This is a genomic window from Escherichia sp. WS1265, assembly GCF_046487585.1.
Taxonomy (GTDB): Bacteria; Pseudomonadota; Gammaproteobacteria; order Enterobacterales; family Enterobacteriaceae; genus Escherichia; species Escherichia coli.
This window is the reverse complement of sequence record NZ_JBJQJE010000001.1, coordinates 1-20,228: the sequence shown is the minus strand read 5'-3', so window position 1 is coordinate 20,228 and position 20,228 is coordinate 1. Positions and strand designations below refer to the sequence as shown.

The following is a 20,228-nucleotide window of genomic DNA, read 5'->3' as shown; positions in this document are numbered from 1 at the left end:
CGCATGAATTCTTCCTTTGAATCTCTGATTGAACAGTATCCCTTACCCATTGCCGAACAGTTGCACCACTGGGCGGCCCGTTATGCCTCGCGAATTGCCGTCGTTGATGCAAAGGGGTCGTTAACCTACAGCGCGCTTGATGCACAAGTTGACGAACTTGCCGCAGGTCTGTCATCACTGGGTTTGCGTTCGGGGGAGCATGTAATTGTGCAGCTTCCCAACGACAATGCGTTTGTTACCCTGCTGTTCGCCTTGTTAAGACTGGGCGTTATCCCCGTGCTGGCGATGCCCTCGCAACGGGCGCTGGATATCGACGCGCTGATTGAGCTGGCGCAACCCGTCGCTTACGTTATTCACGGGGAAAACCACGCAGAGCTGGCCCGACAGATGGCGCACAAACACGCCTGCTTGCGTCATGTTCTGGTCGCTGGAGAGACCGTGAGCGACGATTTTACGCCGCTCTTCTCCCTTCACGGTGAGCGACAGGCATGGCCGCAGCCTGATGTTTCCGCCACCGCGTTGTTGTTGCTCTCAGGCGGCACAACCGGCACGCCCAAACTCATCCCGCGCCGACATGCCGACTATAGCTATAACTTCAGCGCTTCTGCTGAACTGTGCGGCATCAGCCAACAGAGCGTGTATCTCGCCGTCCTCCCGGTGGCGCATAACTTTCCGCTGGCCTGCCCCGGTATTCTGGGAACGCTTGCCTGCGGCGGAAAAGTGGTGCTGACCGACAGCGCCAGCTGTGATGAGGTGATGCCTTTAATCGCGCAGGAAAGAGTGACTCACGTCGCCCTGGTTCCGGCGCTGGCGCAATTATGGGTGCAGGCCAGGGAGTGGGAAGACAGCGACCTTTCGTCGCTGCGCGTCATTCAGGCAGGCGGCGCCCGGCTCGACCCGACGCTTGCTGAGCAGGTTATCGCCACCTTTGACTGTACCCTGCAACAGGTTTTCGGTATGGCGGAAGGCCTGCTCTGTTTTACCCGGCTGGACGATCCGCATGCCACCATTCTCCACAGCCAGGGGCGCCCGTTGTCCCCTCTGGATGAAATCCGCATCGTTGATCAAGACGAGAACGACGTCGCGCCGGGCGAAACCGGGCAATTGTTAACGCGCGGCCCTTATACCATTTCGGGCTATTACCGCGCCCCTGCCCACAACGCGCAGGCCTTTACCGCGCAAGGGTTTTACCGCACAGGCGACAATGTCAGGCTGGATGAGGTGGGGAACCTGCACGTTGAGGGACGCATAAAAGAGCAGATCAACCGCGCCGGAGAAAAAATAGCCGCGGCTGAAGTGGAATCGGCACTGCTGCGTTTAGCGGAAGTGCAAGATTGCGCGGTGGTCGCCGCGCCGGACACGCTGCTTGGCGAGCGGATTTGCGCGTTTATCATCGCGCAGCAGGTGCCAACTGACTATCAGCAGTTGCGTCAACAACTGACCCGTATGGGGCTCAGCGCGTGGAAAATTCCTGACCAAATCGAGTTTCTGGACCACTGGCCGCTCACCGCCGTCGGCAAGATAGACAAAAAACGCCTGACGGCTCTCGCCGTCGACCGTTATCGCCATTCTGCCCAATAAGCGCAAACCGACCCGAAACAGGTTGAAATAAACCCGTTTCGGGTAGCACTACTATTAGAAATAGTTATCATTTTCAATTCACCATTGTCGGTATTTTTGGCGTTTCGCCGTCTTACAGGGACTCACAACAATGAAAATGACACGGCTTTATCCTCTGGCCTTGGGGGGATTATTGCTCCCCGCCATTGCTAATGCCCAGACTTCACAGCAAGACGAAAGCACGCTGGTGGTTACCGCCAGTAAACAATCTTCCCGCTCGGCATCAGCCAACAACGTCTCGTCTACTGTTGTCAGCGCGCCGGAATTAAGCGACGCCGGCGTCACCGCCAGCGACAAACTCCCCAGAGTCTTGCCCGGGCTCAATATTGAAAATAGCGGCAACATGCTTTTTTCGACGATCTCGCTACGCGGCGTCTCTTCAGCGCAGGACTTCTATAACCCCGCCGTCACCCTGTATGTCGATGGCGTCCCTCAGCTTTCCACCAACACCATCCAGGCGCTTACCGATGTGCAAAGCGTGGAGTTGCTGCGAGGCCCACAGGGAACGTTATATGGCAAAAGCGCTCAGGGCGGGATCATCAACATCGTCACCCAGCAGCCGGACAGCACGCCGCGCGGCTATATTGAAGGCGGCGTCAGTAGCCGCGACAGTTATCGAAGTAAGTTCAACCTGAGCGGCCCCATTCAGGATGGCCTGCTGTACGGCAGCGTCACCCTGTTACGCCAGGTTGATGACGGCGACATGATTAACCCCGCGACGGGAAGCGATGACTTAGGCGGCACCCGCGCCAGCATAGGGAATGTGAAACTGCGTCTGGCGCCGGACGATCAGCCCTGGGAAATGGGCTTTGCCGCCTCACGCGAATGTACCCGCGCCACCCAGGACGCCTATGTGGGATGGAATGATATTAAGGGCCGTAAGCTGTCGATCAGCGATGGTTCACCAGACCCGTACATGCGGCGCTGCACTGACAGCCAGACCCTGAGTGGGAAATACACCACCGATGACTGGGTTTTCAACCTGATCAGCGCCTGGCAGCAGCAGCATTATTCGCGCACCTTCCCTTCCGGTTCGTTAATCGTCAATATGCCTCAGCGCTGGAATCAGGATGTGCAGGAGCTGCGCGCCGCAACCCTGGGCGATGCGCGTACCGTTGATATGGTGTTTGGGCTGTACCGGCAGAACACCCGCGAGAAGTTAAATTCAGCCTACGACATGCCGACAATGCCTTATTTAAGCAGTACCGGCTATACCACCGCTGAAACGCTGGCCGCATACAGTGACCTGACCTGGCATTTAACCGATCGTTTTGATATCGGCGGCGGCGTGCGCTTCTCGCATGATAAATCCAGTACACAATATCACGGCAGCATGCTCGGCAACCCGTTTGGCGACCAGGGTAAGAGCAATGACGATCAGGTGCTCGGGCAGCTATCCGCAGGCTATATGCTGACCGATGACTGGAGAGTGTATACCCGTGTAGCCCAGGGATATAAACCTTCCGGGTACAACATCGTGCCTACTGCGGGTCTTGATGCCAAACCGTTCGTCGCCGAGAAATCCATCAACTATGAACTTGGCACCCGCTACGAAACCGCTGACGTCACGCTGCAAGCCGCGACGTTTTATACCCACACCAAAGACATGCAGCTTTACTCTGGCCCGGTCGGGATGCAGACATTAAGCAATGCGGGTAAAGCCGACGCCACCGGCGTTGAGCTTGAAGCGAAGTGGCGGTTTGCGCCAGGCTGGTCATGGGATATCAATGGCAACGTGATCCGTTCCGAATTCACCAATGACAGTGAGTTGTATCACGGTAACCGGGTGCCGTTCGTACCACGTTATGGCGCGGGAAGCAGCGTGAACGGCGTGATTGATACGCGCTATGGCGCACTGATGCCCCGACTGGCGGTTAATCTGGTCGGGCCGCATTATTTCGATGGCGACAACCAGTTGCGGCAAGGCACCTATGCCACCCTGGACAGCAGCCTGGGCTGGCAGGCGACTGAACGGATGAACATTTCCGTCTATGTCGATAACCTGTTCGACCGTCGTTACCGTACCTATGGCTACATGAACGGCAGCAGCGCCGTCGCGCAGGTCAATATGGGTCGCACCGTCGGTATCAATACGCGAATTGATTTCTTCTGATTATTGTAAAAGGGATACCGAAAAGGTATCCCTTTTACACCACTAGGGAAGGTGCGAACAAGTTCCTGATATGAGATCATCATATTCATCCGGAGCGCATCCCAGAGGGACATCATGAGCCATCAATTCACCTTCGCCGATAGTGAATTCAGCACTAAGCGCCGTCAGACCCGAAAAGAGATTTTCCTCTCCCGCATGGAGCAGATTCTGCCATGGCAGAATATGACCGCTGTCATCGAGCCGTTTTATCCCAAGGCGGGCAATGGCCGACGGCCCTATCCGCTGGAGACCATGCTGCGTATTCACTGCATGCAGCATTGGTACAACCTGAGCGACGGTGCCATGGAAGATGCCCTGTACGAAATCGCCTCCATGCGCCTGTTTGCCCGATTATCTCTGGATAGCGCCCTGCCGGATCGCACCACCATCATGAATTTCCGCCACCTGCTCGAGCAGCATCAACTGGCCCGTCAATTGTTCAAGACCATCAATCGCTGGCTGGCCGAAGCAGGCGTCATGATGACCCAAGGCACTTTGGTGGATGCCACCATCATTGAGGCACCCAGCTCTACCAAGAACAAAGAGCAGCAACGCGATCCGGAGATGCATCAGACCAAGAAAGGCAATCAGTGGCACTTTGGCATGAAGGCCCACATTGGTGTCGATGCCAAGAGTGGCCTGACCCACAGCCTAGTCACCACCGCGGCCAACGAGCATGACCTCAATCAGCTGGGTAATCTGCTTCATGGAGAGGAGCAATTTGTCTCAGCCGATGCCGGCTACCAAGGAGCGCCACAGCGCGAGGAGCTGGCCGAGGTGGATGTGGACTGGCTGATCGCCGAGCGTCCCGGCAAGGTAAAAACCTTGAAGCAGCATCCGTGCCAAGGTGGAGCACCCGTTTCGCATCATCAAGCGGCAGTTCGGCTTCGTGAAAGCCAGATACAAGGGGCTGCTGAAAAACGATAACCAACTGGCGATGTTATTCACCCTGGCCAACCTGTTTCGGGTGGACCAAATGATACGTCAGTGGGAGAGATCTCAGTAAAAACCGGAAATAACGCCAGAAATGGTGGAAAAAATAGCCTAAATAGGCTGATTCGATGTGTTTGCGGGAAAAAAATCGGCCCAGATCCGCGAAATTTTAATCAACGAGTCAGCTTGGGAAGAAATGACCTGCTTATTCGCACCTTCCTTATAACAATCCACTAATGCCCTGGCTTTATCTTCCCCTTTGGGTCCATAAACGATCACTATTGGAATATCTGTTTCACTTTGAATTTTTGCTATTAGATTTTCTGCAATCGATAATGAAAATGTACGTTCCTGCGAGCTACCGTCTAAATTGAGCGTAATGTAAGATCCTAACGATCGCATTTCCTCGCGTACCTCATCGAGTACATCATCGCTTAATGGCAATTCATATATTGACCTGACTACCGGAAAACCCGCCTCACGCATCATAAATGCCCATGTCATGGGTACAGGAGTCCGGAGATTCTGATCCATCCGGGACGCGTTCTTACACAAAGGGGAATAGCACTTCATGGTTAAACCGACGACCTGGAAATTCGTTTTTGCTTTCAACTGACTGATAAATATCATCGTTTTCAGGTTCTTTTTACGCATCGCCTCTATACAAAGATCCGGCGTACCGTATTGCAGTGTTATATTCTTCGCTAAATCTTTTATTTCTTTTAATGTTGCGTGATCCTGCATAGTCATTGTGACTAATGTTAATTTAGTCTGTTCAAGTTTGAGCGCATTAAAGACTTCTAAATTAATTGTCGACGTAACAATTAATAGATGCTTAATTTTATGCAATTCAAGCGCCCGAATAACAGGAAAGATGGCCATAGCATCGCCAATCTGATCGGGAATATGTATGACAACAAAGTCTGTTTTTTCAATATTAAAATTATAAGCTTTATAATCGTAGTAACTAAATGCAATACGTCTCAACAATGATACTAAAAACATAACTAACCTCGCCTCCCTACTGGTTATAATGCAATGCAGTCTATCAGAATCATCAGGGTGCAATTTTGTGCATATGCGGACTTTTATGTTTCATATCTCGAACCTGTGGGCCATCTGCTTAATCCTTAAACAACACCAGCAACTCCTGCGCTTTCATCTTCCATCGAATTTTTCATGTTGCCGCTAATCAGCCATAAAATCATTTGCAGATGCGCTCTGTCGAGGTAGTCTCATAAGGTTCGTTTATAGATCGACGGCAATGTGAGTTACCTTTTCCATACTAATTATAAAAAGACAGTACAAACAGGATCATTATGGACTCCACGCTCATCTCCACTCGTCCCGATGAAGGGACGCTTTCGTTAAGTCGCGCCCGACGAGCTGCGTTAGGCAGTTTCGCTGGTGCCGTCGTCGACTGGTATGATTTTTTACTCTATGGCATTACCGCCGCACTGGTGTTTAATCGCGAGTTTTTCCCGCAAGTAAGCCCGGCGATGGGAACGCTCGCCGCATTTGCCACCTTTGGTGTCGGCTTCCTTTTCCGACCGCTCGGCGGTGTCATTTTCGGTCACTTTGGTGACCGACTGGGACGTAAGCGCATGTTAATGCTGACCGTCTGGATGATGGGCATCGCGACAGCCTTGATTGGTATTCTTCCTTCATTCTCGACCATTGGGTGGTGGGCACCTATTTTGCTGGTGACACTGCGTGCCATTCAGGGATTTGCCGTCGGCGGCGAATGGGGAGGCGCAGCGTTGCTTTCCGTTGAAAGTGCGCCGAAAAATAAAAAAGCCTTTTACAGTAGCGGTGTACAAGTTGGCTACGGAGTAGGTTTACTGCTTTCAACCGGACTGGTTTCATTGATCAGTATGATGACGACTGACGTACAGTTTTTAAGCTGGGGCTGGCGCATTCCTTTCCTGTTTAGCATCGTACTGGTACTGGGAGCATTGTGGGTGCGCAATGGCATGGAGGAGTCCGCGGAATTTGAACAACAGCAACATAATCAAGCGGCCGCGAAAAAACGCATCCCGGTTATCGAAGCTCTGTTACGACATCCCGGTGCTTTCCTGAAGATTATTGCGCTACGACTGTGCGAGTTGCTGACGATGTACATCGTTACCGCCTTTGCACTTAATTATTCAACCCAGAATATGGGGTTACCGCGCGAACTTTTCCTTAATATTGGTTTGCTGGTAGGTGGATTAAGCTGCCTGACAATTCCCTGTTTTGCCTGGCTTGCCGATCGTTTTGGTCGCCGCAGGTTTTATATCACAGGTGCGTTAATCGGAATGTTGAGCGCATTTCCTTTCTTTATGGCGCTTGAAGCACAATCTATTTTCTGGATAGTTTTCTTCTCCATAATGCTGGCAAACATTGCGCATGACATGGTGGTGTGTGTGCAACAACCGATGTTTACCGAAATGTTTGGTGCCAGTTATCGCTATAGTGGCGCTGGAGTCGGTTATCAGGTTGCCAGTGTGGTTGGTGGTGGATTTACACCTTTTATTGCCGCTGCACTCATCACTTACTTTGCCGGGAACTGGCATAGCGTCGCCATTTATTTGCTGGCTGGATGCCTGATTTCCGCAATAACCGCTTTGTTGATGAAAGACAATCAACGCGCTTGATAGCCTGGCGAAGATCATCCGATCTTCGCCTTACACTTTTGTTTCACATTCCTGTGACATACTATCGGATGTGCGGTAATTGTATGGAACAGGAGACACACATGAATAATAAGGGCTCCGGTCTGACCCCAGCTCAGGCACTGGATAAACTCGACGCGCTGTATGAGCAATCTGTAGTTGCTTTACGCAACGCCATTGGCAACTATATTACAAGTGGCGAATTACCTGATGAAAACGCCCGCAAACAAGGTCTTTTTGTCTATCCATCACTGACCGTAACTTGGGATGGTAGCACAACCAATCCCCCTAAAACGCGCGCATTTGGTCGTTTTACTCACGCAGGCAGCTACACCACCACGATTACTCGCCCTACTCTCTTTCGTTCGTATCTCAATGAACAACTTACGTTGCTGTATCAGGATTATGGTGCGCATATCTCGGTGCAACCCTCGCAGCATGAAATCCCTTATCCTTATGTCATTGATGGCTCTGAATTGACACTTGATCGCTCAATGAGCGCTGGGTTAACTCGCTATTTCCCGACAACAGAACTGGCGCAAATTGGCGATGAAACTGCAGACGGCATTTATCATCCAACTGAATTCTCCCCGCTATCGCATTTTGATGCGCGCCGCGTCGATTTTTCCCTCGCGCGGTTGCGCCATTATACCGGTACGCCAGTTGAACATTTTCAGCCGTTCGTCTTGTTTACCAACTACACACGTTATGTGGATGAATTCGTTCGTTGGGGATGCAGCCAGATCCTCGATCCTGATAGTCCCTACATTGCCCTTTCTTGTGCTGGCGGGAACTGGATCACCGCCGAAACCGAAGCGCCAGAAGAAGCCATTTCCGACCTTGCATGGAAAAAACACCAGATGCCCGCGTGGCATTTAATTACCGCCGATGGTCAGGGTATTACTCTGGTGAATATTGGCGTGGGACCGTCAAATGCTAAAACCATCTGCGATCATCTGGCAGTACTACGCCCGGATGTCTGGTTGATGATTGGTCACTGTGGTGGCTTACGTGAAAGCCAGGCCATTGGCGATTATGTACTTGCACATGCTTATTTACGCGATGATCACGTTCTTGATGCGGTTCTGCCGCCCGATATTCCTATTCCAAGCATTGCTGAAGTGCAACGTGCGCTTTATGACGCTACCAAGTTAGTCAGCGGCAGGCCCGGTGAGGAAGTCAAACAGCGGCTGCGTACAGGTACTGTGGTAACCACAGATGACAGGAACTGGGAATTACGTTACTCAGCTTCTGCACTTCGTTTTAACTTAAGCCGGGCCGTGGCAATTGATATGGAAAGTGCAACCATTGCCGCGCAAGGATATCGTTTCCGCGTGCCATACGGGACACTACTGTGTGTTTCAGATAAACCGTTGCATGGCGAGATTAAACTTCCCGGCCAGGCTAACCGTTTTTATGAAGGCGCTATTTCCGAACACCTGCAAATTGGCATTCGGGCGATCGATTTGCTGCGCGCAGAAGGCGACCGACTGCATTCACGTAAATTACGAACCTTTAATGAGCCGCCGTTCCGATAATAAGTTATGAACCTTCTTATCAGAAATAGATGTGAAGGATTAAGTAAGACATCTGGCAAATAGCCTGCAATAAACGCGGGCTGTTTGCTTCCTTGGGCAGATGCGAGTTTTATTATCGTCTTAATGATTTCCACATATTAAAAGCAAGTATGCTTTCAAAACACAATTATAAAAAATCCCGCCAACAACATTAGTTTTTATAAAATTAAATATAAGATTATGGCTTTAGAATATTTTTATTTCTAATAGACGAGATTTTTCCTGTTATGATATAATATGCTGAATTAACACATGTTAACGATTTACCAGTAATGTAAATAAATTTTCGAGGAGATCATTCCAGTGGGACGTAAATGGGCCAATATTGTTGCTAAAAAAACGGCTAAAGACGGTGCAACGTCTAAAATTTATGCAAAATTCGGTGTAGAAATCTATGCTGCTGCCAAACAAGGTGAACCCGATCCAGAATTAAACACATCTTTAAAATTCGTTATTGAACGTGCAAAGCAGGCACAAGTTCCAAAGCACGTTATTGATAAAGCAATTGATAAAGCCAAAGGCGGTGGAGATGAAACGTTCGTACAGGGACGTTATGAAGGCTTTGGTCCTAATGGCTCAATGATTATTGCTGAGACATTGACTTCAAATGTTAACCGTACGATTGCTAACGTTCGCACAATTTTCAATAAAAAAGGCGGCAATATCGGAGCGGCAGGTTCTGTCAGCTATATGTTTGACAATACGGGTGTGATTGTATTTAAAGGAACAGACCCTGACCATATTTTTGAAATTTTGCTTGAAGCTGAAGTTGATGTTCGTGATGTAACTGAAGAAGAAGGTAATATTGTTATTTATACTGAACCTACTGACCTTCATAAAGGAATCGCGGCGCTAAAAGCAGCTGGAATCACTGAGTTCTCAACAACAGAATTAGAAATGATTGCTCAATCTGAAGTTGAGCTTTCCCCAGAAGATTTAGAAATCTTTGAAGGGCTTGTTGATGCCCTTGAAGATGACGACGATGTACAAAAAGTTTATCATAACGTCGCAAATCTCTAATTATATGTTAAAGAAATCTGTCTTTATGGCAGATTTCTTTAATCTCATATAATCCTTATAAAAATATAATGTTTAACTCGTCATATTGCTTATAAAAAATCCCCGTTCCCAGAGAAATAATATTTATTAAAATGGCAGGTCTTCTTTTTCTGATTACCGAAGACAAAGTGGCAATTACGTATAGTTTCCCGATAAAGACGCGACAGCTACATCCCGCATAAGGCATTTTTCTCTTTATCTTTGTACGGTACTTCATGGAACAGAATTTTTGACCTTGTGAATCGTGATGTCTGTTGGGGAGGAGCAATTTGCTCACTGAAGCGTGAGACTCGATTAAGCGCACGAAACACAGAAATCAAAAAACCCGGCCACTTTTTTACAAACTGACCGGGTAAAAATAATTTTTATTTTTTAACTGCCTTGAGACTCATAGAGATGTCTCAAAACTAAAATTTGGCTCCTCTGACTGGACTCGAACCAGTGACATACGGATTAACAGTCCGCCGTTCTACCGACTGAACTACAGAGGAATCGTGAGAACGAGGCGAATATTAGCGATGCCCACCCACAATGTCAAAGCCTGTTTTTTAAATTTGAAATCGTTTGCTGAAATAATCTGCATTTTGTTGTTTATTCCGACACAACTGGCTTTTTTTCACACTTTTGCGGTTCGGGTCGAGGGTATTTCCATAGCCAACGTCCAGTAACCATTCGCCAGTAAAACAGCACGGCCCGCACAGCCCAGTCGGCAAACATTCCCATCCAGACACCAACCACACCCCAGCCAAGCATGATGCCCAGCACATAACCGACGACAACCCGGCAACCCCACATGCTCAACATAGAAACCCACATAGCGTAACGGGCGTCACGAGCCCCCTTAAATCCAGCGGGTAGCACCCATGAGGCGGACCAAATAGGCATAAATAAAGCATTTAGCCAAATCAGAATCACAACGACATGTTTAACCTGTGGATCCTGGGTGTAAAACGATGCCATAACCCCGGCAAAGGGAGCCGTTAGCCAGGCGATGGCCGTTAATCCAAGAGTGGACAGCCAGAAGACATGCCGCAACTGAATCTCTGCTTGCGCTATCTGCCCTACCCCTAACCTTCGGCCTGTAATGATCGTAGAAGCAGAGCCGAGCGCACTTCCGGGTAAGTTGATAAGAGCCGCAATTGAAAACGCGATAAAATTTCCGGCAATAACACTGGTCCCCATCCCGGCAACGAACATTTGGGTTAATAACCGACCACTGGTAAATAACACTGATTCGACACTCGCTGGAATACCAATCCCCATGACTTCCCAGATAATGCTAAAATTCAGCGGTTTAAAATAGCTCTTTAACGAAATCCTTAGCGCAGGATTAAAACCAATCGCCAGCACCCACAAAATTGCAACTGCGCCAATATAACGAGAAATGGTTAAACCCAACCCAGCCCCGACAAATCCCAGTCCCGGCCAGGAGAAAAGGCCGTAAATCAATATGCCGCTAATAATAATATTAAGAATATTCAGGCTACCGTTAATCAGTAGCGGTATTTTCGTATTCCCTGCACCACGAAGTGCCCCGCTACCAATCAAAGTGATGGCAGCTGCTGGATAACTGAGTACCGTCAGCTCCAGATAAGTCAACGCCAGTGCTTTAACTTCTGTCGTGGCATCACCCGCGACGAAATCAATAATTTGCTCGCCAAAATGATGAATAAGCGTTGCCAACAGTACGGCAAACAACGTCATGATCACCAATGACTGCCGCGTCGCCACCCTCGCTCGTCGTCGATCCCGCTTACCGAGACTAAATGCCACAACGACAGTAGTACCAAGATCGATAGCAGCAAAAAAAGCCATAATGACCATATTGAAGCTGTCCGCCAATCCCACGCCGGCCATCGCATCTTTTCCCAGCCAGCTGACCAGAAAAGTGCTCAGAACCCCCATCAACAGGACACAGGCATTCTCCATGAAGATAGGAACAGCAAGCGGGGTTATCTCGCGCCAGAACAACACTTTGTAGCTCTTGCGTTTAGCGTGCCAGCGAGTGCCGTGAACAACCTGGCGTAAAGCAGAGGAGATATTCAAAGCCGACCTTAATTGCAGAAAGTGAAACCACATTTCAAATAATGAGGGAGAATCAGCAAAGCTGCAAAGATTTTCGCCAACAAATTGTCTGCAAATGCAACAAACTGTTGATAGAAACGGCAAACAGTTGGGGAATTTAAAAATCGGGTTTGACAAAAGATTTTTCGCCGTTAAGATGTGCCTCAACAGCGATTCCTCTGTAGTTCAGTCGGTAGAACGGCGGACTGTTAATCCGTATGTCACTGGTTCGAGTCCAGTCAGAGGAGCCAAATTTCTGAAAAGCCCGCTTTTATAGCGGGCTTTTTGCTATATCTGATAATCAATTTCCTCTTCACTGTTTTCCATCACCTGGCGCTTGATATCCTCAACTGACAGTCCTGCATTACAAAGTTCCAGAAAGCGCCAGACATAGTTACGCTGAAGTTGTCCTCGCTTGAGTCCCAACCAGACAGTATTAGCATCGAAAAGATGCCGCGTATCCAGGCGGATTAAATTCTTTTCCTCTTGTTCACCGCTGGATTGTTCGGCAACTAATCCGATCCCAAGCCCAAGAGCAACATAGGTTTTAATGACATCAGAATCCTGCGCACTTAATACAATATCTGCCAGCAAACCTTTGCGGGCAAATGCGTCATCAATACGTGAGCGCCCCGTAATCCCCTGTCGGTAAGTGATTAACGGCCACTTCGCTATTGATTCCAGCGTCAATGGTGTAATTTGCGTCAAGGGATGATCGTGTGGAACAAGCAAACTATGGTGCCAACGAAACCACGGGAAGGCGACGAGCTGCGGGTCATTACTCAAACGCTCGCTGGCGATACCAATATCAGCTTCGCCATTTTGCAACAACGTCGCAATTTCCTGTGGCGTACCCTGGATTAGCTCCAGCCGAACCTCCGGGAAAAGTTCGCGAAAAGCTTTAATGACCTCAGGCAAGCTATAACGTGCCTGAGTATGCGTTGTTGCAATAGTGAGAACGCCAGACGTATCGTTGGTAAACAGGTCTGCAAGCCGACGAACATTACTGGCTTCATTCAGAATACGTTCTGCAATGACCAGTAATGCTTTGCCCGGTTCAGTCATGCCCAGCAGTCGCTTACCTCGTCGAACAAATATTTCGATGCCAAGTTCATCCTCCAGTTCCCGAATATGACGGCTGACGCCGGACTGTGAGGTAAAAAGCATATTCGCAACCTCTGTCAGGTTGTAATCCTGACGTGCAGCCTCGCGGATTATCTTTAGTTGTTGGAAATTCACGGTAAACTCCGGGCAGTTCAGATTTTCCGTTATTGTTAAAGTCTAATGCCCGGCATAACAAATAATAAAAACCCGCATCTTATTCCATCCCGATATAACGCTTAGCTCACCAATTGCCACTGCCTTTTTTCCATCACTGGAGAACTCATCACTGACATTAACAACTCTTTCACTGCCTGTGCCTGTGGTGATAAGTTCGCTCTGGCGGGTAAATTTAATGACAAAGAGAGACTCATGGAAGGTGTGGTAATGCGTGACATCCACCCGTTTACTGCGCCACATAACGAACGCGCGGCCGATTCGGGTAATACTGCAACGCCCATGCCGCTGGCAATCGCTGCGGTAAGCGTGGCAATAGACTCAATTTCACCAATGACTTTTGCCGTGAGTCGCCGTAGGGAAAAAGCCTCATCAACACGAAGTCTAACAGCACTGTAATCACTGGGAAGAAAGAGGTTCATTTGCGCAATAGCATTAACATCAACGCTTTGCCCCGGACAATCTTGAGTCCCTACCAGGAAAAGATCTTCTTTCAGTAAAGCCTGACTGGATACACCAGCCACAGGGGAATGCTCATAAATCACCGCCATATCGAGTTGGTGATTTATCAGTTTTTCGTTAAGCACTGCACCACTATTTTCATGAAGATAGATAACGACCTCCGGGAATTCAGCGCGAACCGCCTGTAATAAGGGCATGGTGATGGATGACGCAGCGGTTCCTGGCGCAAAGCCAATCGAGACTTGCCCCGATAATGACTGACCAACGTTATGCACCGCCAGTTGGGCCTGCTCACACTGACGTAAAATGGCCCGCGCATGGGTATAGAGAATTTTTCCGGCGTCTGTTGGCGTAACGCCCCGTTTTGTGCGAATCAAAAGTTGTTGATTTAACTCACCTTCCAGTGTGGCAACCTGCTGGCTGAGCGCTGGTTGTGCGATATGCAATACTTCAGCAGCCTGAGTCAGGCTACCAATATCTACAATTTTTACGAAGTATTTCAGGCGTCTGAAGTTCATGTTGCCTCCGGTTTTTGAGAATCGGCCCAAGTGCCGCCATTACTTACAACCAGACTGCAAGATGCTTGCCAGTTTTATTTTGGCGTTGATGTACAAGCTAACCAACTGTCAAATAAGAGATTATGATAGATTCGTCATTGGCTCTTTTCACCAGCAGTCGCGTTCCCCTGCCCTATAAAAGGAGGGTATGCACCACGATGGTTCATTACCAATAAGATTGAAATCTCATCACTTTGTTGAAATTGACAGCAAACAAACAAAAAAATGCATTTCACCCTTTGACATCACCATGCACTGCCATTAATATGCGCCCCGTTCACACGATTCCTCTGTAGTTCAGTCGGTAGAACGGCGGACTGTTAATCCGTATGTCACTGGTTCGAGTCCAGTCAGAGGAGCCAAATTCAAAAAAGCCTGCTTTCTAGCAGGCTTTTTGCTTTCTAATTACCAACGCTCTTAAAACATCTGTCTTGAACCAGAACTAATTTGCACAGGCATTCCCGATCGACGTTGCAACGCAGCATTTGCGCGATTCACATCAACTTCTTGCCCGTTGATAAACGCCCGCAAAGATGGGGTTACCGGCAATGGCACTTTTCGGTCAGACTCATATTCTGCACGATTGCGCGACAGCGGCTCATGAACTTCCAGCCAGTTCGAGCCATCTGGTTCAGTGGTGTATTTTACTGGCTGGTCGATAATTTGCACACGCGTTCCAACAGGAACATTATCAAACAGATATTTGATATCGTCATTGCGCAGACGAATACAGCCCTGACTTACCCGAAGTCCAATACCAAAATTGGCATTGGTACCGTGGATGGCATACAACCTGCCAATATAAATCGCGTACAGCCCCATGGGATTATCGGGCCCCGCAGGAACAAATGCGGGCAAACTCTCCCCTCGTTTCGCATATTCGCGCCGAGTGTTCGGCGTTGGCGTCCAGGTTGGAGCTTCTTGTTTACGTTCAACGGTAGTCACCCAGTTACGCGGGGTTTCTCGCCCAGCCTGGCCGATACCAATAGGAAAGACTTCCACAGTATTACTGTCTGGCGGGTAGTAATAAAGACGCATCTCAGCGACGTTAACCACAATCCCTTTACGAACAGTGGCGGGCAAAATCAGTTGCTGCGGAATGGTGAGTTGCGAGCCAGACTTCGGCAAGAAAACATCAGCGCCCGGATTCGCTTCCAGCATGTTACTTAACCCTTGCCCGTATTGTGCGGCAAAAGTCTCCAGCGGCTGGGTATTGTGATCAGGAACAGTTACAGTAAGCGACTGCCCCACCAAACGGCTACCCTCTGGAGGTAATGGATAAGTTACCGCCAGGCTAGTATGGCTGGCAAAAAGCAGAGCAAATGAGCAAAGAATATTTACACGACGCATCATGTCCCTTTCCTATGTCGCGAAAGCTATCCGTTAAGTATAGCTTTTATCAGACTTTTCGTTTTTAACTGTTCAAATCAGAAGTCGTATTCCCCGGTAGAACAATATTACTGGCAGCAAGTTCGCCCATGTTGTTATATATCGCACAGGCAGCTTCGATGATGGGCATCGCCAGAGCTGCGCCACTCCCCTCACCTAAACGCATCTCCATATTGAGATAAGGCTCCAGCCCCAAATGCGACAGCGCTATACGCGCCCCTTTTTCTGCCGACAGGTGAGAAGGAATGAGATACGGTTTGATTGCAGGAGACATCTGGCAGGCTGCGAGCGCAGCAGCATAAGAAAGAAATCCATCCAGCAACACGGGTAAACCGCAGGAAGCAGCGCCTAACATCACGCCAGCCATTCCGACCAAATCAAATCCCCCCACTTTTGCCAGAACATCAACGCCATCCTGCGGATTTGGTTGATTCAACGTAATCGCCCGGCGCACAACATCAATTTTATTAGCCAGTTTATCTGTCGGCAGGTTTGCGCCAATCCCAACCACTTCTTCAGGATCCCGGCCAGTGATTGTGCTGACTATTGCCGCTGCCGGTGTCGTGTTTGCCATCCCCAGTTCACCTACACCAAACAGCGTGACACCGTTTTTTGCCAGCTCCCGCGTATAACATATGACGTCCAAAAGCAACTTTTCAGCCTGACGGCGACTCATTGCCGGAGCTGAAGCAATATTGCCGCTACCTCGTGCGACACGCATGTTGATAAGCCCGGGGATAGGCTCAGCACTATCAATACCAACATCAACTACGTGGACGTTAGCGCCCGCTTGTGCTGCCAGCACACACACGCCGGTTGTTCCGCGGGTCATATTTTCAGCCTGAATGGCTGTCACTTCTTTTGGGGAAATAGCGACCCCTTCCTCCCAGACGCCGTGATCGGCACACATAACCAGTACCGCTTTTTTGCCCACATGCGGTATGCCATTCAACCCCGGCATTCCCGCCAGTTGTATGGCAAGCGCCTCCAGCCTTCCCAGGCTACCAACAGGTTTGAGTAACCCGTCAATATGCCGTTGTGCACGCGACATAGCGGCAGGATCGATAGCAGGGATCGTATTCAGTAAATCGGCAAGTGTTTGCATGTCACGTCTCTTTATAGCAGTGCCAGCAGGAAGACCAGTTCACCAAGCTCTATAGCAGCTCCCAGCGTATCGCCGGTTTGCCCGCCCAGCGTACGTTTGAGAAGCTGACCGAGGATGAAAATCGCCACCATCGTCACCACCATAGCAGCCACACCATGCATACCCGGCAATAATACGGCAGCAAAAATAGCGGCTAAGCCGAGTGTGACGCAGGTTTGTCGCCCATCAATTTTGCCAATGAACACATTGCCAAGCCCTTCTTCCCGGGCATAACGATGACGATACATCAATAATGCGGCAGTCCCGCGGCTGACCGCACATGCTGCCGCCAGCGATGCAAGGATCGGTTCGCCACGCAGAGCCAACTCGCTTAATACCAGAATCTTTGCCAGTACAACAAAAATCAATGCCAGACCGCCATGGGTGCCTAAACGGCTATCACGCATGATTTCCAACATGCGATCGCGGCTACGTGCAGAAAATACGCCATCACAGGTATCGGCGAGGCCGTCTAGGTGGAATCCCCCGGTCATCAGCGCCAGCACAAGTACGCTAAACAGTGCCGCCAGTGGTACGCCACACCATGCCTGCAGCACCATGAAGACCAGCCCGCTAATCGCGCCAAGCAATAATCCAATTAAAGGAAAAGTAATAATACCGCGAGAATAATGCTCGAAATCCAGTCCCTGGGACCAGCGACGCAGTACAGGCAGACGCGTAATAAATGAGAGCATCGCCCAAAATAATTTACTCATTTGATTTTTACTCCAATACCCGAAACCACCAGCCATACTTCATTTGCCGCAGCGGCCAGCTGCTGATTTACCCGCCCGGCAATATCACGAAAATGTCGTGCCAGACGACTCTCCGGCACAATCCCCATTCCCACTTCGTTAGTCACTAATACAACCTTTGCGGGGCAACGTTGGCAGGCAGCAATCAACGACTGAATCTCAGCATTAATCGCCTGTTCCATCGCCTGATAATCCCATTCATCAGGGTCTTTATCGCCGCCATAATCAAACAACAGATTAGTCACCATTGTGGTAACGCATTCCAGCAACACAGCTTCATGCGGGTTAATGTCTGCATAAATTAATTCATCAAGATGTTGCCAACGCTCCACCGTGCGCCAGTGCGCCGGACGGCCTTGCCGATGATGTTCTATCCGTGCAGCCATCTCGTCATCAAGGATTTGCGAGGTGGCGATATACAGAACCTGTGAAGAGTCCCCAATAAGCGCCTCTGCGTGGCGACTCTTCCCGCTCCGTGCGCCCCCCGTCACCAAAATCATCATACCGACTCCTGATTCAATTGTATGATGGTATTCATTGAACAGAACAATGGATCCCCCACCATTGCTGACCGCAAAACATTTACACGATCAATACTGCGCGTAATATAATTAAAAATCCAGCATTCTCAATCCATTACGAAAGAAGATGGCATTGTGGAATAGCCAGACTTCCTCGTGTTAACGTCCGACAAAATGCGTCATTGACAGCGGTTTCTGTGGATTGACACATTTCATTCAGATAATGAATTAATGCTACTGCCGGACCAACCAGCAAACGGGCATTGTGTTCTGAAATCCAGGCTATTGATTCAACGTCAGCGACAGATCTGCGCTGTAAAAGAACTTGTAAAACAACGCAATAGAATTATCCGGAATGGTGGCGACTATGCACTAGAACACCACAATTTCGCTCTCTCGGTAAGGCACTGTCACAGCATTCAACAGAATGTGACTTGCCAGATTTATTAGCGCCACCAGATGTTTAACCGGGTAACCACGACCCAGTCGGGGATATATTCCATCTTCTCGCTGACATCATCAAGAATAAAAAGGTTTATCACACTCAGAGCAACGTTCTTCAGCAGGCGGGATAATTCTTCAACATTTAAAAGATGTGTTATTAAAGGCATACAAACTGGACGTATTGTATTTTCTTTTGGTGGTTGACCTAAGGTAGCAGTTTATCCTGATGCGCTGAGATTTCTGTAATATCTACGTCAACATTCTCCTCGAATAGAAAATGCAGCCTCGGCAAGTGATTCACATTTTTTAACAAAACGTTGTTAGCGTGCCATTTTCAGAAGCTCTCCAAGAAAGCGAATTCTTTTCTCAAATTCTGCATTCTCAGACACAGCTTTCTACTCCATGGCAATGGCCCAAATACGAAGTTGCTCAGGATCATTAGTGGTGCTGAGAAGTTAAATAACCATGCGGAGTACCACTCGTCATCACGTATTTATATATCATGAAGCTATTGTTGTGTTTTGTACATCAGTAGATGTATTCTGATATACTCCTTTTGCTAGACATAACCTTTCACCTGCTTGCAAAGCTTCTGTGTTCTGACATTGCCAAATTGTTGCAATTCTGTATCCAGCCTTCTTTCAGTCATAGCTTCGGGCCGCGATAAGACTCACTGATCTGACCCTGATTCCTCTTGCAGACTTTATAGACCAATTAAAATGCAGTTTCTGCAGGTCAACGTCTGACCATCATTGTCATCACTCTGGCCATTAGAGTAACCTTCTGCATTCATCCTTTTGTAAAAAGTTTATGTCAGTATCAGCAATTAACCGGACCTGATACTGATATGAGTCTTACCGCATATACGGTCAATTTCAGCAATTAATTACATTATCCACGCCAAAGTGTTTGTCATCGCAATGATGGTACCTTCTTTCAGACACCATTTTTTCAACTCCGTTTTCCACGGACCGCACTCTTATGTCAAGAGTGCGGTGATCCTACCCACGTAATATGGACACAGGCCTAAGCGAGGTTCTGGTTTTCAAATTGTTCCGGACTGAGGCCGCCACACCAACTGTGCCGCCGCCACCGATTGTAATCACATTCGATATAATTAAACACCGTTGCCCGCATTATTTCCCGGCTGATAAAGTGTTCTCCATGGATACATTCCACTTTCAGCGAATGAAAGAAGCTTTCCACGCAGATTATGCCGCTTCAGTTGCGCCTGATAATCTGCTGAACAGTACTGGCCTCCACGGTCCGTGTGAACGATAACGTTCCGGGGCCTCTTACGCCGCCATAGCGCCATCTGCAGGGCATCGCAGGCCAGTTGCGCCGTCATGCGTGGCGACATTGACCAGCCAATAACGGCACGTGACCACAGGTCAATGACCACTGCCAGATACAGCCAGCCTTCATCTGTACGTAAGTACGTGATGTCTCCTGCCCACTTCTGGTTCGGGCCACTGGCGTAAAAATCCTGCTCCAACAGATTTTCTGACACAGGCAGGCCGTGTGCGCGGTAGCTGACCGGGCTGAACTTCCGGGAGGCCTTTGCCCTCAGTCCCTGACGGCGCAGGCTTGCCGCCACGGTTTTTACGTTAAAGGGGTAA

General features: G+C 49.1%; 14 protein-coding genes, 3 tRNA genes and 4 pseudogenes. 9 read left to right on the top strand and 12 right to left on the bottom strand.

The features are described 5' to 3' along the window. The first annotated feature begins 3 nt into the window (after nucleotides 1-3). From ybtE to ACJHX3_RS00090, 4 genes are all read left to right on the top strand, one after another. Nucleotides 4-1,581: a yersiniabactin biosynthesis salycil-AMP ligase YbtE gene (gene ybtE, locus ACJHX3_RS00105; protein WP_033556399.1), complete on the top strand. Its 1,578-nt coding sequence runs from the start codon at nucleotides 4-6 to the stop codon at nucleotides 1,579-1,581. Nucleotides 1,582-1,711: 130 nt separating this feature from the next. Next, the gene (gene fyuA / locus ACJHX3_RS00100) at nucleotides 1,712-3,733 is read left to right on the top strand and encodes a siderophore yersiniabactin receptor FyuA (RefSeq protein ID WP_000784549.1); all 2,022 of its coding nucleotides are present in this window, start codon (nucleotides 1,712-1,714) and stop codon (nucleotides 3,731-3,733) included. A 114-nt stretch (nucleotides 3,734-3,847) separates the two neighbouring features. Then, nucleotides 3,848-4,778 (top strand): IS5 family transposase gene (locus ACJHX3_RS00095; protein WP_394717352.1). Its coding sequence is split into 2 segments (ribosomal slippage): nucleotides 3,848-4,605 and nucleotides 4,604-4,778, totalling 933 coding nucleotides; the frame shifts between segments, so codons are not numbered across the junction. Continuing rightward, nucleotides 4,760-4,942: a hypothetical protein gene (locus tag ACJHX3_RS00090; protein ID WP_316419361.1), complete on the top strand. Its 183-nt coding sequence runs from the start codon at nucleotides 4,760-4,762 to the stop codon at nucleotides 4,940-4,942. Before ACJHX3_RS00095 ends, ACJHX3_RS00090 begins: the two co-directional genes overlap by 19 nt. Here ACJHX3_RS00090 and ACJHX3_RS00085 read toward each other — a convergent pair. After that, nucleotides 4,928-5,710 (bottom strand): annotated as a pseudogene (locus ACJHX3_RS00085) (glycosyltransferase family 9 protein); the annotation flags it as partial. The gene ACJHX3_RS00090 and the pseudogene ACJHX3_RS00085 overlap by 15 nt on opposite strands. A gap of 314 nt (nucleotides 5,711-6,024) precedes the next feature. On the opposite strand from ACJHX3_RS00085, the gene shiA reads away from it, so the two are divergent. The 3 genes from shiA to ACJHX3_RS00070 all read left to right on the top strand — a co-directional run bounded on the left by shiA (nucleotide 6,025) and on the right by ACJHX3_RS00070 (nucleotide 9,956). Beyond that, nucleotides 6,025-7,341 carry a shikimate transporter gene (gene shiA / locus ACJHX3_RS00080; RefSeq protein WP_033556400.1) on the top strand — a complete coding sequence of 439 codons (1,317 nt, stop codon included), beginning with the start codon at nucleotides 6,025-6,027 and terminating at the stop codon, nucleotides 7,339-7,341. Between the two features lie 101 nt (nucleotides 7,342-7,442). After that, nucleotides 7,443-8,897: an AMP nucleosidase gene (gene amn, locus ACJHX3_RS00075; protein ID WP_001060244.1), complete on the top strand. Its 1,455-nt coding sequence runs from the start codon at nucleotides 7,443-7,445 to the stop codon at nucleotides 8,895-8,897. A gap of 342 nt (nucleotides 8,898-9,239) precedes the next feature. Further along, a complete protein-coding gene (locus ACJHX3_RS00070) occupies nucleotides 9,240-9,956 on the top strand; it encodes a YebC/PmpR family DNA-binding transcriptional regulator (RefSeq protein WP_000532923.1) in 717 nt (238 codons plus the stop codon). Between the two features lie 454 nt (nucleotides 9,957-10,410). Here ACJHX3_RS00070 and ACJHX3_RS00065 read toward each other — a convergent pair. Both ACJHX3_RS00065 and yeeO read right to left on the bottom strand, forming a co-directional pair. Next, nucleotides 10,411-10,486, bottom strand: a tRNA-Asn gene (locus tag ACJHX3_RS00065). 100 nt (nucleotides 10,487-10,586) lie between these two features. Beyond that, nucleotides 10,587-12,074, bottom strand: coding sequence for a toxic metabolite efflux MATE transporter YeeO (gene yeeO, locus ACJHX3_RS00060; protein ID WP_001323172.1), 1,488 nt, complete (start codon nucleotides 12,072-12,074; stop codon nucleotides 10,587-10,589). Between the two features lie 160 nt (nucleotides 12,075-12,234). Here yeeO and ACJHX3_RS00055 point away from each other — a divergent pair. Beyond that, nucleotides 12,235-12,310, top strand: a tRNA-Asn gene (locus ACJHX3_RS00055). A gap of 37 nt (nucleotides 12,311-12,347) precedes the next feature. Here the strand turns inward: ACJHX3_RS00055 and cbl are convergent. Together cbl and nac are read right to left on the bottom strand one after the other, a co-directional pair. Next, nucleotides 12,348-13,298 carry an HTH-type transcriptional regulator Cbl gene (cbl, locus tag ACJHX3_RS00050; RefSeq protein ID WP_001011013.1) on the bottom strand — a complete coding sequence of 317 codons (951 nt, stop codon included), beginning with the start codon at nucleotides 13,296-13,298 and terminating at the stop codon, nucleotides 12,348-12,350. Between the two features lie 101 nt (nucleotides 13,299-13,399). Next, complete coding sequence (gene nac, locus ACJHX3_RS00045) at nucleotides 13,400-14,317, bottom strand: nitrogen assimilation transcriptional regulator NAC (RefSeq protein WP_001011483.1); 918 nt, start codon at nucleotides 14,315-14,317, stop codon at nucleotides 13,400-13,402. Nucleotides 14,318-14,642: 325 nt separating this feature from the next. On the opposite strand from nac, the gene ACJHX3_RS00040 reads away from it, so the two are divergent. After that, nucleotides 14,643-14,718, top strand: a tRNA-Asn gene (locus ACJHX3_RS00040). Nucleotides 14,719-14,773: 55 nt separating this feature from the next. Here ACJHX3_RS00040 and ldtA read toward each other — a convergent pair. From ldtA to ACJHX3_RS00005, 7 genes and pseudogenes are all read right to left on the bottom strand, one after another. Beyond that, entirely contained in the window at nucleotides 14,774-15,709 is a 936-nt protein-coding gene (gene ldtA, locus ACJHX3_RS00035) for a L,D-transpeptidase (RefSeq protein WP_000986331.1), read from the bottom strand. 61 nt (nucleotides 15,710-15,770) lie between these two features. After that, nucleotides 15,771-16,850 (bottom strand): nicotinate-nucleotide--dimethylbenzimidazole phosphoribosyltransferase, encoded by a 1,080-nt coding sequence (gene cobT / locus ACJHX3_RS00030; RefSeq protein WP_001193786.1) that lies wholly within the window; start codon nucleotides 16,848-16,850, stop codon nucleotides 15,771-15,773. A gap of 11 nt (nucleotides 16,851-16,861) precedes the next feature. Next, nucleotides 16,862-17,605 carry an adenosylcobinamide-GDP ribazoletransferase gene (gene cobS / locus ACJHX3_RS00025; RefSeq protein WP_001325603.1) on the bottom strand — a complete coding sequence of 248 codons (744 nt, stop codon included), beginning with the start codon at nucleotides 17,603-17,605 and terminating at the stop codon, nucleotides 16,862-16,864. Next, nucleotides 17,602-18,147, bottom strand: coding sequence for a bifunctional adenosylcobinamide kinase/adenosylcobinamide-phosphate guanylyltransferase (gene cobU / locus ACJHX3_RS00020; RefSeq protein ID WP_000973168.1), 546 nt, complete (start codon nucleotides 18,145-18,147; stop codon nucleotides 17,602-17,604). Before cobU ends, cobS begins: the two co-directional genes overlap by 4 nt. Nucleotides 18,148-18,280: 133 nt before the next feature. Next, nucleotides 18,281-18,442 (bottom strand): annotated as a pseudogene (locus tag ACJHX3_RS00015) (cobalamin biosynthesis protein); the annotation flags it as partial. 8 nt (nucleotides 18,443-18,450) lie between these two features. Continuing rightward, nucleotides 18,451-18,639 (bottom strand): annotated as a pseudogene (locus tag ACJHX3_RS00010) (IS4 family transposase); the annotation flags it as partial. 996 nt (nucleotides 18,640-19,635) lie between these two features. After that, a pseudogene (locus ACJHX3_RS00005) lies at nucleotides 19,636-20,228 on the bottom strand (IS3 family transposase); the annotation flags it as partial.

Coding starts and splice junctions, on each gene's coding strand:
- ybtE (WP_033556399.1), top strand. CDS start 4: ATGAATTCTTCCTTTGAATCTCTGATTGAACAGTATCCCTTACCCATT.
- yeeO (WP_001323172.1), bottom strand. CDS start 12,074: ATGTGGTTTCACTTTCTGCAATTAAGGTCGGCTTTGAATATCTCCTCT.
- shiA (WP_033556400.1), top strand. CDS start 6,025: ATGGACTCCACGCTCATCTCCACTCGTCCCGATGAAGGGACGCTTTCG.
- cobU (WP_000973168.1), bottom strand. CDS start 18,147: ATGATGATTTTGGTGACGGGGGGCGCACGGAGCGGGAAGAGTCGCCAC.
- nac (WP_001011483.1), bottom strand. CDS start 14,317: ATGAACTTCAGACGCCTGAAATACTTCGTAAAAATTGTAGATATTGGT.
- fyuA (WP_000784549.1), top strand. CDS start 1,712: ATGAAAATGACACGGCTTTATCCTCTGGCCTTGGGGGGATTATTGCTC.
- cobT (WP_001193786.1), bottom strand. CDS start 16,850: ATGCAAACACTTGCCGATTTACTGAATACGATCCCTGCTATCGATCCT.
- cobS (WP_001325603.1), bottom strand. CDS start 17,605: ATGAGTAAATTATTTTGGGCGATGCTCTCATTTATTACGCGTCTGCCT.
- ldtA (WP_000986331.1), bottom strand. CDS start 15,709: ATGATGCGTCGTGTAAATATTCTTTGCTCATTTGCTCTGCTTTTTGCC.
- amn (WP_001060244.1), top strand. CDS start 7,443: ATGAATAATAAGGGCTCCGGTCTGACCCCAGCTCAGGCACTGGATAAA.